We start from the raw sequence: 14159 nt of genomic DNA, 5'->3' as shown, positions 1-14159 counted from the left end.
CCCCTCATCGGCAGAAACAGGCAAGTCCTGCCGATCCTGTCCGGGGGCGACTGAACCGAAGCTGAACGGCGGAACCCGGGACTGAGATGGGGGTGCCGAGCGGCTCCGCGCCCTGGTCGCACGGATGATCCGGCGGGCCAGCCGGATCACCCCGATCAGAAGGAACGTTTTTGCTGCTGGACGTCGCTGAAGGGCGTCACACCGCCGCTTCGGACTCCGGCGCCAGTTCGGACGCGGGCAGCAGGCGGCGGACGGTCAGGCACACGATGTCGCCGGTCTGCCCGCCCGGACCGACATGGGCCTCCACCGCGCGCAGCAGCAGTTCGGAGCGGTCGCGCGCCGACAGGCCGCGCCCCTGGTGCAGGACGGCGGCCAGACGCTCCTCGCCGAACGGCTCGCGCTGGGCGTTCACCGCCCGCAGCACGCCCTCGGTGCACAGGAACAGCGTGTCCTCCTGCTCCAGCCGGGTCACTGCCTCGCCGTAGGGAATGCCCTTGCGCACGCCCAGCGCCGGGCCACCGGCGTCGGCCAGGGTCAGGACGCTGCCGTCCGCCCGGATGCGGCAGGGCGCGCGGTTGCCGGCGCTGGAATGGCTGAGCATCCCGGTCTCGCGGTCGTAGAGGGCGACGAAGGCGGTGGCGAAGCCGTCGAAGGGGCTCTGCCCGCACAGCCGGTCGTTGGCCGCCGCAAGGATGGCCGCGGGGGTCATGCCGGGCCGGGCCGCCGCCTCGCGGATCGCGCCACGCACCAGCAGCATCAGGAAGGCCGCCGGCACGCCCCAGCCGGACACCCCAGCCACCACCAGCAGGCAATGGCGCTCGTCCAGTTCGATCACGTCGTAGAAGTCGCCGCTGACCGCCGGGCCTGGAACCAGAAGGCCGAAGAACTGGCTGTCGCGCCCGGCGGGAAGCTGCTGCGGCAGCAGGTTCGCCTGCACGTCGCGGGCGGCGCGCTGCTCCTCCTCGATCAGGTGTTCGGCGGCGGCCAGCTTCTCGGTGCGGGTCTCCAGCTCGGCCGTGCGCATCAGAAGCTGGGCGTCCAGCGTCTCCTCGCGGTAGGACGCCTCCAGCGCCATGCTGCGGAAGACGCGGGCGAGGCGGCCCATCTCGTCGTTGCGCTCCATCGCCTCGTTCAGGGTGAAGGGGTTGAAGCGCCCGGCCTCCACGGCGGCGACGGCCTCGCCCAGCCGCTCGATCGGGGCCATCTGGCTGCGCGCGAAGCGGACGGCGCCGTAGACGCCCGCCGCCAGGACGAGCAGACCGACCAGCACGCCGATCTTCACATGGCGGCCGACCACCGAGGACAGGTCCTCCGCCGACAGGCGGACCACCGCGATCCCCGCCCCCTGCCCGGCCGCCCCCTGCCCCGCCATCGCCGGCACCGGGGCGAAGGCGGTCAGGCGGTCGCCCTCGCGCAGCAGGCCGGTCTCGCCGGCCGCCGCGGCGGCCTTCGCCGCCTCCACCGCCCGTTCCGACAGCGGCCCGGCGCTGGGGCCGGTGGCGTGCACGGCGAGACGGCCATCGCGCTCCAGCAGCCACGCACCCTCCACCGTGCCGCCGGCCAGCAGGGAGGCCATCACGCCGTCCACCCCGGCCTTGCGGGCGATGTCGCCCAGCCGGCGCACGTCGGCGCCGACCTGGACGATGCGCGGCTTGTCGACGCCGGCCACGCCGGCGAACTTCATCAGCTTGCCGCCTTCGGTGGCGGCGTCGGTCACCACCTTCTCCGGCGCGCGGTTCAACAGGCCGTAATAGGGCGCCTGGCGCGGCTGCGCCCGGGCGTCGGGGCCGAAGGTGATGTCGGGGCCGGGAATGTTGTGCAGATAGGCGCGGCCCCGGTTGTCGGTGACCCAGATCTCATCCGGCCCGCCGCCGTCCGCGACGGCCTTCAGCCGGTCGGTCACCGCCTTGACCGGCGCCTTGCCCGCCTCCATCACCGCCACGAGATGGGCGGCGAGCGTGGCCTCCGACAGCAGCCGGTCGCCCAGCAGCGCCTCCACGTCGCGCGGAACCTCGCGCGCCAGGGTGGCGCTGCGGGCCAGCAGGGTCGCCGCACCGCGGCCGTCCGCTTCCACCCGCGACTGGATCGCCGAATGGGTCGTCCAGGCCAGCAGGATCGTAACCAGCGCCACCGCCAGCGTCACCAGCCCGGAGATCAGGAGGACCAAACGCCCTTGAAAGGTCATGGAGGGGACCCGCCTTCTGTAGCCAACCGACCGCCGCGGGCTTTCCCCTTTGTTTCCCGGACAAGCCTGGGATTTGGGAAAATTGCCCGACCGCGCCCGTCGGTTCTACCCAGCCGGGCAGCGTGAGTCCAGGAGAGGCGGACGCCGGCCTTGTAACCTTCAGTACCAGTAGCCGCCGATCCGGTAGCGCGGGCGCCGCAGCGCCGCCGGCATGGCGAGCGGCGGCGGGGCATGAAGGGGATGGGCGTCGAGCCCCGGCAGGACCGGCGGCGGGGTGCGCAGCGCCATCAGGCGGCGCACCCGCTCCTCGGTGTCCGGGTGGGTGCGCAGCAGGGACGGGATGTTCTGCGCCCGGCGGCGGCCAGGAAAGCGCAGCCCCTCCCACGGGCTGTGCTGAAGCCGCTCGATCCGGGCGAGCGCCGAGGCCACGCCCTCCGGGTCGCCGGTCAGGTGAGCGGCATCGAGGTCGGCGTCGAATTCCCGGGTGCGCGACAGGGCGAGTTGCAGAAGGACGCCGATCCAGGGTGCGGCGATAAGCAGCAGCACCAGCAGCCAGGGAACCGCCTCCTGCCGCATCATCAGCAGGGGCAGGTTGAGAATCAGCAGGGCCATGCCGAAGACCGACATCAGCCGGGTCAGGCTGGTCACCGTGTCGGCCAGCCCCATCACGGTCAGGTCGTTGTTGCGCACGTGGCTGACCTCGTGGGCCAGCACGCCGGCCAGTTCGCGCAGGCTGAGGGCGCGCAGCAGCCCGTCGGTGACCGCGATGGCCGACCGGCGGCGGCTGCCCACGGCGAAGGCGTTCAGCGCCGGGCTGGCGACGTACCACAGCTCCGGCACCGCAGGCAGCTCCGCGCGGCGGGCGATGGCGGCCAGCGCGTCGAACAGGACCGGGGCCTCCGCATGGGTCAGGCGGCGGGCGCCGAACATGCCGAGAACCATGCGCGGCGACAGGCGCGGGCTGAACAGCAGGCTGACGGCGCCGCCGAGCAGCGCCCACAGCACCCCCTCCACCCCCGCCAGGATCATCCCGCACAGCGCCAGCAGCAGCACCATGCCGCCGAGCAGGAGGAGGGACTGCAACACGTTCGCGATCTTGTGGCGCCGCCGCAGGTCGGCGGCCACCTGATCCGTGGACATGAAGGACCGGTGCGTGTGCGGCATGACGGGGACTTCCTCCCTGACCATCTCCCTTTGGAACCGTTCAACCGGACCCAAGTCCGGCGAACCCAAGTCCGGCGAACCCAAGTCCGGCCCGCCTCATATTGGCGCGCGCCGCCCCGTCGTCATCCCGGCCGCAAGCACAGGCGCCGTGCGCCGAACGAAAGGCCAACCCTCTTGATTTGCGGGGGTGCGTCGAACACATACACGTCGAACGTGCTCACCCGTCAGCCGCTGACCCCCGCTTTCCAATCACGGTCATCGCCATGAGCAATCCTTACGAGATTCTGGGCGTATCCCCTACCGCTTCGGACGACGAAATCCGCAAGGCCTACCGCAAGCTGGCCAAGAAGCATCACCCCGACCTCAACCCCGGCAAGGCGGAGGCCGAGCAGCGCTTCAAAGACATCAGCGCCGCCTACAGCCTGCTGTCGGATGCCGACAAGCGTGCCCGCTTCGACCGCGGGGAGATCGACGACTCCGGTCAGGAACGGCCGCAGCGCCAATATTACCGCGACTTCGCCGAAGGCCCGGCGGGCGCCCGCTACGCCCACGCCGAAGGATTCGCGTCGGACGATCTGGAACACATCTTCTCCGACCTGTTCGGCGGGCGCGGCTTCGCCCGCGGCGGCGCCATGCCGATGAAGGGCGGCAACCTCAGCATGGCGCTGACGGTCGATTTCCTGGCGGCGGCCAAGGGCGGCAAGCGCCGCGTCACCATGCCGGACGGAAAGACGCTGGACATCGACCTGCCCGCCGGGCTGGAGGACGGCGGCACCATCCGCTTGAAGGGCCAGGGCCTGCCCGGCAGCAACGGCGGTCCGCCCGGCGACGCGCTGGTGACCGTCAAGGTCACGCCCCACCCGTGGTTCCGGCGCGACGGCGACGACATCCAACTCGACCTGCCGGTGACGCTGGCCGAGGCGGTGCTGGGCGGCAAGGTCCGCGTCCCGACCATCGACGGGCCGGTGATGCTGACCGTTCCGAAGGGGGCGAACAACGGCACGCGCCTGCGGTTGAAGGGCAAGGGACTACCCGGAGCCAACGGCGCGCGCGGCGACCAGTATGTGACCCTGCGCATCGCCCTGCCCGACGCGCCCGACCCGGCGCTGGAGGCGTTCGTCCGGGATTGGAAGACCGACCACAACCCGAGACGGGACATGGAGGCCGCGTGAGATGGACCGGAACGGCATGGACCAGGGCGGCGGGGCATGGCGGACCGAGGAGGTGCTGGCCACCTGCCGGCGCGTCTCCTCCGCCCAGCTGACGGTGTGGGTGGAGCGGCATTGGCTGCGGCCGCGGCACGAGGGGACCGGTTTCGTCTTCAGCGCGGCCGACGTGGCCCGGCTGGAGATGATCTGCGATCTGCGGGAGGATCTGGCGCTCGACGACGAGGCAATGCCGGTCGTGCTGTCGCTGTTGGACACCGTCTATGGGCTGCGGCGCCGCCTGCGCGTGTTGGCCGAAGCCATCGGCGATCTGCCGCCGGAGGCCCGCTATCTCCTGCAGGACGAGCTGCGGAAGCGGGAGGAAAAGGAGGGGTAGGTCAGCTCCGGACGCCGAAGGCCCGTCCGCTCAGCGCGATGTCCTGGTTGAAGCCTTCCGCGACCCGGTCGTTGCCGCCGGACTGCATGCACAGCGTCACGTTGATGGCGCTGAGGATGGCGTGGTCGATCTGCTCTGGCTTGGCGTTGTGGCGTTTGATGGCTTGAAGCGCGCGGGTCACGGATTGGGCCATGGAGCAGGTTCCGTTCGTTCTGGCAGGCTGCCCGGGTTGATCGGCGGGTTGGCTGATGGCGTCATCATGCCGCCCCTTCGCTCGTCCCGCTGTGCGCCGGGCCACACCCAGCCGCACGGACTGCCTTTCGCAATGGCGAAAGTCCTAAAGCCCAAATTCTTAATCAGGTGTAAACGTCCGGCCGAGCCCAAAAGGCATAACCCTTTATGCCTTTCCTGGAAGCTCCATCAAACCAAGAGCATAGCTCAAGCCATCGGTTTGGTATTACCACTCATTAATGTCAAATGCGACATTTTGCCCGGCGCCGCTGGCCACCCGCCGGGGAGGCACCGCCCCTCAAAGGTCCCCGTCCTCCGCCAGGAGTCGGCGATGGATGGCGGTGGCGGCGATCGCGGCCTGTCCCATGGCGACCGAAATCTGGTTCAGGCCCTCCACGATGTCGCCCGCGGCGTAGAGCCCTTCGATCCCCGTCTGCTGGTGCCCGTCGGTGACCAGCCGCCCGTCCGGGCCGATGCGCACGCCCAACCCCTTCACCGGCTCGATGCGCGGGTGGCAGCCCAGGGCGGAATACAGCGTGTCGAAGGTCAGCCGCTCGCCGGACGCCGTGGTCAGGGCGGCGATCCGCCCGCCTTCGGTGTGGATCTCCACCACCGGCTCCTCGACGGCGCGCAGCCCGGCCTCGGCCATGCGGCGCTCCTCCGCCTCCTCCAGGTTCATCGGCTCGCCCAGCGTCAGGACGGTGATGTCGCGGGAATAGGTGCGCAGAAACAGCGCCTCCCCCAAAGCCCCGGTGCCGTGGCCGATGACGCCAATGCGGTGACCGGTCACCTCGAACCCGTCGCAGATCGGGCAATGGCGGACCAGCCCCCGCTGGACCGCCTGATACAGGTTGGGCAGCTCCGGTTCGCGGTCGATCACGCCGGTTGCGGCCAGCACGGTGCGGGCTCGGAACAGCCGCCCGTCCTCCGTCCGCACGCGGTAGCCATCGTCGCCCCGCTCCACCGTGGTCACCGTTCCCGGCACGATCCGAGCCCCGTAGCGCTCCGCCTGGGCGCGCATGCGGGCCAGCAGCTCGTCGCCGGTCACCCCGTCCGGAAAGCCCGCATGGTTGTGGGACAGCGGAATCCAGGAGGCCCGGCTGGCCCCGGAGTCCACCACCAGGAAGCGGCGGCGGTAGCGCGCCAGATAGATCGCCGCGGTCAGCCCGGCGGGTCCGCCGCCGACGATCAGGGTGTCCAGACGCTGTTCTTCGGATGCGGCGGTCATCGCTCGGGCGTTCCAGCGGACGTTGACGACGTTGGGGAACAGGCGGCGCGTCCCCCGGTTCCGCGACCGGATGCTGCGGCGCCGAAGCGTCCATTCGCCGCGCCGGCCTCGGCTTGACCGGGTTGAATTGCCATACGCACTGTACGGCCATACCGTGTCCTGCCGGGAGCCGCCATCGTGCCCCAGCCGCCGCCCAGCCCATCCGAACCGCCACCGCCCAACGCGACGCCGTGTGACCGTGAGATCCTTGACGTGGAGCCGATGCTGCGCAACTTCGGCGGTCCTGGCCCCACCGTCACGATGCTCTACGCCCTGTTCCTGGAAAACGCCGACGAGTTGTCGCGCGTTCTGAACGAGCGATTGGCGCTCGGCGACCTGGATGGTGTCCGGCTGGCCGCCCATTCGGCGGCCGGCGCCGCCCGCACCGCCGGGGCCGGGCGGGTCGCCGACCTCTTCGGCTCGGTGGAGGAGGCGGCCCTGCGCGGCGACGCGGCGGTGGTGCGGCGGGACGCGGCGGCCCTCGACCGCGCCCTGGCCGACGTGAAAATTTTGATCGCACGCATTTGAGTTTCTTTCGCGCTGATATATCATGCGGGTGTAACCCTTTGGGGTACCCATAGGACGAAGCGCGAGGGTGGCCGTGTCGTTCAATTCGTGCGCGGTGCTGGTCGTCGAGGACGAGGTGGTGACCCGCAGCGTCTCGGTGCGGCTGCTGAAGCAGTTGGGCGTCGGCACGGTGATCGAGGCCGCCGACGGGGCGGAGGCGCTGGCCCGCTGCAACCGGGTCGATTTCGACGCGATCTTCTGCGACGTGGACATGGCGCCGATGGGCGGTCTGGCCTTTCTGGAGGCCTTGGACGGGCGGGCGCCGGTCATCATGCTGACCAAGCACGACCGGTCCGACGTCGTCCTGTCGGCCCTGCGCTCCGGCGCCACCGGCTATCTGGTGAAGCCGCTGACCATGTTCGGCCTGCGCGAGAAGCTGGAAAAAGCGCTGTCCGCGAAAGGGTAGAACCTTGACCGCGACATTATACTTTTCGTAACCACGGCGGAATTATTCTGTACACGGTGCATTGCTGCACCCTTGTGCGGATTGCCGGGAGATTCCGCATGCCCATGAACGTTCTGGAAGTGGCGATCTACGCCATGGTGCTCACCGCGTCGCAGCCGCGCCCCTATGAATGCGTCGCGGTTCAGCCGGAGGGGGTCAACTGCACGAACGGCCTCGCCGTGGCGTCCGAGACGCCAAACGGGGTCATGGCCTTCAACACCGGCGTGCAGGTCATCAAGGACAAACAGGGCCGCGTGCGGCTGAGCAACGGGATCACCACCCATTTCGATTCCTCGGCCTGGGTGGCCTTCAAGAACCCCGGCGGACAGACCCTGGTCAGCGTGCGCAAGACCGGGCCGTTCCGCTTCAAGTTCTCCAACAGCTTCCAGTGCGAGATGATCGGGCCGAACCAGGACATGGCCCGCTGTTACAAGCCCTGAGGCCCGATTACCCCACCGAGTTAGCCAACCGAGTCCCGCCCGTGCGGCGCGTCGAGATCCAGCGCCGGCCCCTTCGGCACGACGCCGGTCGGGTTGATCATGGTGTGGCTGGCGTAGTAGTGCCGCTTGATGTGGTGGAAGTCGACGGTCTCCGCCACGCCGGGAACCTGATAGAGGTCGCGCAGATAGCCGGACAGGTTCGGATAGTCGGCGATGCGGCGCAGGTTGCACTTGAAGTGGCCGACATAGACGGCGTCGAAGCGCACCAGCGTGGTGAACAGGCGCCAATCGGCCTCGGTCTGCCGGTTCCCCAGCAGGTAGCGCTGTCCGCCCAGCCGCTCGTCCAGCTCGTCGAGCGCCGCGAAGAGGGCGTCGAACGCCTGCTCGTACTTCTCCTGGTTGGTCGCGAAGCCGGCCTTGTAGACGCCGTTGTTGACGCGGTCGTAAACGAAGGCGTTGAGCCGGTCGATCTCCTCCGCCAGTTCCGCCGGGTAGAAGTCCAGCGAGGCGTCGCCGAAGGCGTCGAATTCCCGGTTCAGCATGCGGACGATCTCCGCGGACTCGTTGCTGACGATGGTCCCCGTCTTCCTGTCCCACAGCACCGGGACGGTGACGCGCCCCGAATAGGTGGGATCGGCCTTGGTGTAGACCTCGTGCAAACGGGTGGAGCCGGTGATCGGATCGGGTTCGGGGAAGGTCCAGCCCTCCTCGCGCATCAGGGGATCGACCACGGTGACGCCGATGGCGTCCTCCAGCCCCTTCAGCTTGCGCAGGATCAGCGTGCGGTGCGCCCAGGGGCAGGCCAGCGACACGAACAGATGATAGCGCCCGGCCTCCGGCTGGAACGGGGTCGAGCCGTCCGCCCGCACCCAGTTGCGGAACTGGGTTTCCGGACGGACGAAGGCGCCGCCGCTGTTCTTGGTGTCGTACCACTGGTCATGCCAGCGGCCGTCGATCAACAGGCCCATGCCCTGAACTCCCCTTTATCCGGTGCCACCTCTCCCGCCCGGACGGCGGGAGAGGGACGCCCCGCCTTTAACCGTGCAGCTTCTTGGTGATCTCCGCGACATGCCGGCCCTGGTAACGGGCACCGTCCAGTTCGACCGCGCTCGGCTGGCGGGAGCCGTCGCCGCCGGCGATGGTGCTGGCGCCGTAGGGGCTGTTGCCCATCACCTCGTCCACGCCCATCTGGCCCTGGAAGCTGTAGGGCAGACCGACGATCACCATGCCGAGGTGCAGAAGCACGGTGTGGGTGGTGAGGATCGTGCTCTCCTGCCCGCCGTGCTGGGTGGCGGAGGAGGAGAAGGCGGCGCCCACCTTGCCGACCAGCGCGCCCTTCGCCCACAGGCCGCCCGTCTGGTCGAGGAAATTCTTCATCTGGCCCGGCATGTTGCCGTAGCGCGTCGGCACGCCCAGGATGATGGCGTCGTAGTTGGCCAGCTCGTTCGGGTCGGCGATGGGAATGTTCGGCTCTTCCTTGAAGTGCGCCTTCTGCCGCACCTCCTCGGGGACCAGCTCCGGCACGCGCTTCACCGCCACCTCGGTTCCCGGAACCGAGCGGGCGCCTTCGGCCATCGCCTGCGCCATGGTGGAGATGTGGCCGTAGCTGCTGTAGTAGAGCACCAGAACCTTCGCCATGTCTCGTCTCCCCTCTGTCGTTGCGGCCGCGCTGGAGGCTGCGGCGTTCCAAAGAGATAGCGCGTTGCCGCTCTCCAGCAAATCCAGGGTGCTGGAACTTCATTGTTCCCGGGTGTAGAACAATGGGATGGATCGCCTCGACGACATGACGGCCTTTATCAAGGTCGTGGACACCAAGAGCTTCACCACCGCGGCGGAGCGGCTGAACCTGTCCAAGTCCGTGGTTTCCCGTCGCATCGCGGAGCTGGAGAACCGGCTGGGGGCGCGGCTGCTGAACCGCACCACGCGAAAGCTCAGCCTGACCGAGGTCGGGCAGGCCTATTACGAGCGCTGCACCCGCATCATCGCCGATCTGGAGGAGGCGGAGCAGGCGGTCGCCGACCTGCACGCCGCCCCGCGCGGGCGGTTGAAGGTCAACGCGCCGGTGTCCTTCGGGCTGCTGCATCTGGCCAAGGCGGTCGCCGAGTTCCTGGAGCGCTACCCGTCCATCGAGATCGAGATGGACCTGAACGACCGCTACGTGGACCTGATCGACGAGGGTTACGATCTGGCGGTGCGCATCGGGCGGCTGCGCGACAGCTCGCTGATCGCCAAGCGCCTGGCCCCCAACCGCCAAGTGGTCTGCGCCAGCCCGGCCTATCTGGAGAAGCACGGGATACCTCAGACACCGGATGAGCTGTCCAACCACAACTGCCTGATCTACACCAACATCCCGACCGCCGAGCAGTGGCAGTTCCGTGTCGGCGACGCCATGCGGTCGGTCCGCGTGTCGGGGTCGCTGCGCACCAACAACGGCGACCTGCTGCGCGAGTCCGCCATCGCCGGCGTCGGCATCATCGTTCTGCCCACCTTCCTGTGCGGCGAGGCGCTGTCCAAGGGGCAGCTCCAGTGCCTGCTGCTGGACTATTACATGGCGGAATCGAACGTCTTCGCGGTCTACCCGCAGAACCGGCACCTGTCGCCGAAGGTCCGCGTCTTCGTCGATTTCCTGGCCGAGCGTTTCGGCCCGCGCCCCTATTGGGACTGCGCCCTGCTCAGCCTGCAGCCCTTCCGGGCGGAGGCGTGACGCACACCCCCGTCCCGAAAAGCCGTTTTCGTCAGGCCGCCGGCTTCTCCACTATAAAGAGAAGACCCGGCACGCCGACGCCCTTCTCCCGGCGGGGGGAGCTGGGCTCCATCAGAAGCACCGTCAGGCCCGCCGCCGCCGCCATTTCCCGCAGATAGGCTTCGCTGTGGGCGTAGCGCCGCGACGGGCCGAGCGTGTAGCCGGAGGTCGCCGCCTCGCCGTCCAGACGCTCCACCGTCGCGGCGAAGCGGCCTGCTGGGCGCAGGGCCTTGGCGGCTCCCGCAAACAGCGCGGTCAGGTCGCCGAGATAGACCAGCACGTCGGCGGCGACCAGCAGGTCCCAGGCGCCGGGCACCGCCTCCACCGCCGCGACCACGTCGCCGACCGACAACTCATCATAGAGAGCGCGGGCGCGGGCCTTCTCGACCATGCGCGGGGCCAGATCGACCCCGGCGAGATGCCTGGCCAGCGGACGGAACGCCACGCCCGCCAGCCCGGTGCCGCAACCGAGGTCCAACACCCGCAACCCAGGCGCCCCACGTTCGGACACCGGCCCCAGCCGCTCCACCGCCTCGCGCAGCAGGGCCGGCGCGGAGTAGCCGAGCTTGCCCACCAGATCCTGGTCGAAGCGGTCGGCGTAGCGATCGAACAGGGCGCGCACATAGGCGGCCGACAGGTCCTCCCCCGCACCGCCTTCCAGCGCGGCGATCAGCGCTGCGCAGCCGAGTCGGCCATCCGAGTCGAGTCCTTCGGCACGGCGCAGAGCGGTCAACGCCTTCACCGGTTCCTGCAACGCGATCCAGGCCCGCCCGATGGCGGCGTGCAGGTCGGCGTCCTCCGGGTCCCGGCGGGACAGTGGCTGGAGCAGCTCCACCGCGCCCAGCGCGTCGCCAGCCTCGACCAGCAGGGCCGCCAGTTCCAGCGCCGCCTCACGGTCGCCGGGGCGCAGGGCCACGGCCTCGCGGTACTCCTCCAGCGCGGCGTCCCGCCGGCCCGCCGCCGCCAGGGCGCGGGCGAGGCCGAGCCGGGCTGTGGCGGAATCCGGCCGTTCCGTCGTCAACACCTGTCCGGTGGTCACGGCCTCCTCGAACCGGCCCGCGGTCCGCAGCGCCTCGGCCAGGGCGATGCGCCAGGGCCACACGCCGGGGTCGAGCGCCACCGCCCGCCCGCAGGCGGCCAGCGCCCCGGCGGCCTCGCCCGCGTCCCGCGTGCTGTCGGCCAGGGCGCCCCAGGCCTCGCCCGACCCCGGATCGGCGGCACAGGCGAGCCGGAAGGCACGCGCCGCCCCCGCCGCATCGGCGGCGTAGAGTCGGTCATAGCCGGTCTGGAACAAAATGCCCGGAACGTCTCCGGGCTGGACGAGGGGGCCTGCCCCCTCCCGGTCGGCTTGAGCCGTCGAATCGCGATCCACGATCACTTCGCTATGGGAGATGCGCTGTCGCCGTCCCCGCTCCGGGAGACTCCGGAATGCGAAAGAAGACACGAACTCCTGCACCACCTTTCGCGCGCGCGCAAGAGGCATCCGAAGGAGGTCGTTCGGTGGCGAATCGAGCTTCAAACCGTCGCATTAGGCCGATTGGATGAATTTGTACGCCTTTCGCACAATCCACCCCTTTCGGTTTTTCAAAGCGCTTCGGAATCAGTGCCTTGATGGATAAGACCGAGGGCCTGAGTGGGTTTTTCCCGCCGCCTTGTGACATCGTTCGATTGAAAGGCGTGGTATTACCGGGCAGCAAATAGATTGACGCTGTATAAAATTTTTGGAAGTGTGGCTTCGGCGCCCGATGGTGGGCGCTGAACTTTCGGGTAGGAGGCGGTCACCGTAAGCGACTCGGTGACCGGTAATGGCGGCCCCGCGCGGGGGGCCAAAACGAAGCCGGATGAACCCGGCAACGAAGAGGGGACCGAGGATATGCAGGATCGAACTCAGCGCGTGCGACGCACGTATGGCGGCTGGATCGCTCTTGCACTGGGCTTAGCCGCTGCTCCGGTCCTCCTCGCCAAGCCCGCCGCCGCCCAGGACAGCAGCTGCGTCTCCCACGCCGTCGAGGCCGAGCGCAAGTTCAACATCCCCTCCGGCCTTCTCGTCGCCATCGCCCTGGTGGAAAGCGGTCAGGATGGCGCCCCGACCCCCTTCGCGATGAGCGTGGAAGGCCGTCCCGTCTACGCCCGCAACGCCAACGACGCCGCCCGGCATCTCCGCGACAAGCGCGGCCAGATCCGCCAGAACGTCTATGTCGGCTGCATGCAGATTTCGCTGGGCACTCACCGCGGCGAATTCCAGCCGGTGGAGCGGATCGTCGACCCCCGCGAGAACGTCTATTACGCCGGTCGTCTCCTCCTTCGCCTCCATGGCGAGCAGGGAAGTTGGAAGACCGCCGTCGCCCGCTACAACGGCGGTTCCACCCGTCAGGCCCAGAACTACATCTGCAAGATCTGGCAGCACCTGAACGAACTGGACCCGAAGAGCGCCAAGCTGCTGGAATCCGCCCGCTGCGGCGACTCCGAGCCCGCCAGCATCGCGCCGAGCACCCGTCGCACCTTCCGCAACGCCCAGCAGGTCGCCTCCCTCGACTGATTTGGCAGCCAACTGAATTGGCCGCCGCTCGCGGAGAGCGTTTGGAGGGGATGGCGCGGAACGCCCCGATGGGCTAAATCCCTGCCCCATGAACTACCGTCACATTTTCCACGCCGGCAACCCCGCCGATGTGATGAAGCACGCCGTTCTGGCGCTGATCATCGATCATTTGCGCGCCAAGCCGGCGCCCTTCTGCGTGCTCGACGCCCACGCCGGCATCGGGCGCTACGACCTGGACTCCGAACCGGCGCGCAAGACGCTGGAGTTCCAGGACGGAATCGGACGGCTGTTCGGCCAGCCGGCGCCGCACCCGGCGCTGCGGCCCTATCTGGACGCGGTGAACGCGCTGAACCTGGACGGGCGGCTGCGCTGGTACCCCGGATCGCCGCGGCTGGCCCGGGCGCTGCTGCGCGAGCACGACCGGCTCCTCCTCAACGAGCTTCACCCCGACGACTGGCAGACGGTGAAGGCGGAGTTCGCCGGGGACCGTCAGGTCTCGACCTTCAAGACCGACGCCTATCAGGCGCTGAAGGCCCATCTGCCGCCGCGGGAGAAGCGGGGCCTTGTCCTGATCGACCCGCCCTTCGAGCAGCCGGACGAGTTCGCCCGCATGGCCGAGGGGCTGAAGGCGGCGCACAAGCGCTGGTCCACCGGCATCTACGCCCTGTGGTACCCGATCAAGGAACGCCCGGCCGTCTGGCGCTTCCAGGAGGCGGTGGAGAACACCGGCATCCGCAAGATCCTGACCGTCGAGCTGACTTGGCATCCGGAGGACACCCACCTCCGGCTGAACGGGTCCGGGCTGCTGATCGTCAACCCGCCCTGGACGCTGGACGACACGCTGCGCGCCATGCTGCCGGCGCTGCACGCCGCCCTGCCCGCCACCGGTGGCGGCTGCACCGTCGACTGGCTGGTTCCCGAGGGGTAAAACCGCACATTTCAACGGAGAAGCGGCAACCGGTCACAGAGGTTGCCGTTGCAACGGCCCCGCCACTCGCCCTAGGCTGAACGGGATTACTCCGTTCCGGCAAGGCCA

The 14159-nt window shown here is 69.1% G+C and carries 15 protein-coding genes; 8 read left to right on the top strand and 7 right to left on the bottom strand.

Annotated elements, in window-relative coordinates; translation table 11 throughout:
- Nucleotides 1-196 precede the first annotated feature (196 nt).
- Both ACWPN7_RS04635 and ACWPN7_RS04630 read right to left on the bottom strand, forming a co-directional pair.
- Nucleotides 197-2185, bottom strand: coding sequence for a PP2C family protein-serine/threonine phosphatase (locus tag ACWPN7_RS04635; protein WP_103039160.1), 1989 nt, complete (start codon nt 2183-2185; stop codon nt 197-199).
- Nucleotides 2186-2344: 159 nt separating this feature from the next.
- On the bottom strand, nt 2345-3349 hold the full coding sequence (locus tag ACWPN7_RS04630; RefSeq protein WP_459196746.1) for a zinc metalloprotease HtpX: 1005 nt from the start codon (nt 3347-3349) through the stop codon (nt 2345-2347).
- Nucleotides 3350-3612: 263 nt separating this feature from the next.
- On the opposite strand from ACWPN7_RS04630, the gene ACWPN7_RS04625 reads away from it, so the two are divergent.
- A complete protein-coding gene (locus tag ACWPN7_RS04625) occupies nt 3613-4521 on the top strand; it encodes a DnaJ C-terminal domain-containing protein (protein WP_040134167.1) in 909 nt (302 codons plus the stop codon).
- A gap of 1 nt (nt 4522) precedes the next feature.
- Nucleotides 4523-4891, top strand: coding sequence for a chaperone modulator CbpM (locus tag ACWPN7_RS04620; RefSeq protein WP_014198715.1), 369 nt, complete (start codon nt 4523-4525; stop codon nt 4889-4891).
- Nucleotide 4892: 1 nt separating this feature from the next.
- Here the strand turns inward: ACWPN7_RS04620 and ACWPN7_RS04615 are convergent, their stop codons facing one another.
- Nucleotides 4893-5084 carry a hypothetical protein gene (locus ACWPN7_RS04615; protein WP_014198714.1) on the bottom strand — a complete coding sequence of 64 codons (192 nt, stop codon included), beginning with the start codon at nt 5082-5084 and terminating at the stop codon, nt 4893-4895.
- Between the two features lie 336 nt (nt 5085-5420).
- Nucleotides 5421-6350: an NAD(P)/FAD-dependent oxidoreductase gene (locus tag ACWPN7_RS04610; RefSeq protein WP_200474534.1), complete on the bottom strand. Its 930-nt coding sequence runs from the start codon at nt 6348-6350 to the stop codon at nt 5421-5423.
- Between the two features lie 177 nt (nt 6351-6527).
- Here ACWPN7_RS04610 and ACWPN7_RS04605 point away from each other — a divergent pair, with 177 nt between their 5' ends.
- The 3 genes from ACWPN7_RS04605 (at nt 6528) to ACWPN7_RS04595 (ending at nt 7841) form a co-directional block, all read left to right on the top strand.
- Complete coding sequence (locus ACWPN7_RS04605) at nt 6528-6917, top strand: Hpt domain-containing protein (protein ID WP_349620251.1); 390 nt, start codon at nt 6528-6530, stop codon at nt 6915-6917.
- Nucleotides 6918-6990: 73 nt separating this feature from the next.
- Nucleotides 6991-7362: a response regulator gene (locus ACWPN7_RS04600; RefSeq protein ID WP_459196744.1), complete on the top strand. Its 372-nt coding sequence runs from the start codon at nt 6991-6993 to the stop codon at nt 7360-7362.
- A 98-nt stretch (nt 7363-7460) separates the two neighbouring features.
- Nucleotides 7461-7841 carry a hypothetical protein gene (locus tag ACWPN7_RS04595; RefSeq protein ID WP_456522430.1) on the top strand — a complete coding sequence of 127 codons (381 nt, stop codon included), beginning with the start codon at nt 7461-7463 and terminating at the stop codon, nt 7839-7841.
- A 20-nt stretch (nt 7842-7861) separates the two neighbouring features.
- Here the strand turns inward: ACWPN7_RS04595 and ACWPN7_RS04590 are convergent, their stop codons facing one another.
- Both ACWPN7_RS04590 and wrbA read right to left on the bottom strand, forming a co-directional pair.
- The gene (locus ACWPN7_RS04590; protein ID WP_459196743.1) at nt 7862-8809 is read right to left on the bottom strand and encodes a glutathione S-transferase family protein; all 948 of its coding nucleotides are present in this window, start codon (nt 8807-8809) and stop codon (nt 7862-7864) included.
- A gap of 67 nt (nt 8810-8876) precedes the next feature.
- Entirely contained in the window at nt 8877-9479 is a 603-nt protein-coding gene (wrbA, locus tag ACWPN7_RS04585) for an NAD(P)H:quinone oxidoreductase (RefSeq protein ID WP_040134172.1), read from the bottom strand.
- Nucleotides 9480-9606: 127 nt separating this feature from the next.
- On the opposite strand from wrbA, the gene ACWPN7_RS04580 reads away from it, so the two are divergent.
- Nucleotides 9607-10545: a LysR family transcriptional regulator gene (locus ACWPN7_RS04580; RefSeq protein WP_014198706.1), complete on the top strand. Its 939-nt coding sequence runs from the start codon at nt 9607-9609 to the stop codon at nt 10543-10545.
- A 31-nt stretch (nt 10546-10576) separates the two neighbouring features.
- On the opposite strand, the gene ACWPN7_RS04575 is transcribed toward ACWPN7_RS04580, so the two are convergent.
- Nucleotides 10577-11956: a tetratricopeptide repeat protein gene (locus ACWPN7_RS04575; RefSeq protein WP_459196742.1), complete on the bottom strand. Its 1380-nt coding sequence runs from the start codon at nt 11954-11956 to the stop codon at nt 10577-10579.
- 522 nt (nt 11957-12478) lie between these two features.
- On the opposite strand from ACWPN7_RS04575, the gene ACWPN7_RS04570 reads away from it, so the two are divergent.
- Both ACWPN7_RS04570 and ACWPN7_RS04565 read left to right on the top strand, forming a co-directional pair.
- On the top strand, nt 12479-13123 hold the full coding sequence (locus ACWPN7_RS04570; protein ID WP_247881711.1) for a transglycosylase SLT domain-containing protein: 645 nt from the start codon (nt 12479-12481) through the stop codon (nt 13121-13123).
- 88 nt (nt 13124-13211) lie between these two features.
- Nucleotides 13212-14051, top strand: a complete 840-nt coding sequence (locus ACWPN7_RS04565) for a 23S rRNA (adenine(2030)-N(6))-methyltransferase RlmJ (protein WP_200474539.1) — start codon at nt 13212-13214, stop codon at nt 14049-14051.
- Nucleotides 14052-14159: the final 108 nt, after the last annotated feature.

It is taken from the genome of Azospirillum sp. UENF 312511, from assembly GCF_058780635.1.
The sequence above is the reverse complement of the archived record's forward strand: the minus strand, read 5'-3'. Positions and strand labels throughout refer to the sequence as shown.

Bases quoted from the DNA above. Each gene is read 5' to 3' on its own strand.
- ACWPN7_RS04635 (WP_103039160.1), bottom strand. From the start codon at position 2,185: ATGACCTTTCAAGGGCGTTTGGTCCTCCTGATCTCCGGGCTGGTGACG.
- ACWPN7_RS04580 (WP_014198706.1), top strand. From the start codon at position 9,607: ATGGATCGCCTCGACGACATGACGGCCTTTATCAAGGTCGTGGACACC.
- ACWPN7_RS04625 (WP_040134167.1), top strand. From the start codon at position 3,613: ATGAGCAATCCTTACGAGATTCTGGGCGTATCCCCTACCGCTTCGGAC.
- ACWPN7_RS04610 (WP_200474534.1), bottom strand. From the start codon at position 6,350: ATGACCGCCGCATCCGAAGAACAGCGTCTGGACACCCTGATCGTCGGC.
- ACWPN7_RS04590 (WP_459196743.1), bottom strand. From the start codon at position 8,809: ATGGGCCTGTTGATCGACGGCCGCTGGCATGACCAGTGGTACGACACC.
- ACWPN7_RS04615 (WP_014198714.1), bottom strand. From the start codon at position 5,084: ATGGCCCAATCCGTGACCCGCGCGCTTCAAGCCATCAAACGCCACAAC.
- wrbA (WP_040134172.1), bottom strand. From the start codon at position 9,479: ATGGCGAAGGTTCTGGTGCTCTACTACAGCAGCTACGGCCACATCTCC.
- ACWPN7_RS04565 (WP_200474539.1), top strand. From the start codon at position 13,212: ATGAACTACCGTCACATTTTCCACGCCGGCAACCCCGCCGATGTGATG.
- ACWPN7_RS04630 (WP_459196746.1), bottom strand. From the start codon at position 3,349: ATGCCGCACACGCACCGGTCCTTCATGTCCACGGATCAGGTGGCCGCC.
- ACWPN7_RS04620 (WP_014198715.1), top strand. From the start codon at position 4,523: ATGGACCGGAACGGCATGGACCAGGGCGGCGGGGCATGGCGGACCGAG.
- ACWPN7_RS04595 (WP_456522430.1), top strand. From the start codon at position 7,461: ATGCCCATGAACGTTCTGGAAGTGGCGATCTACGCCATGGTGCTCACC.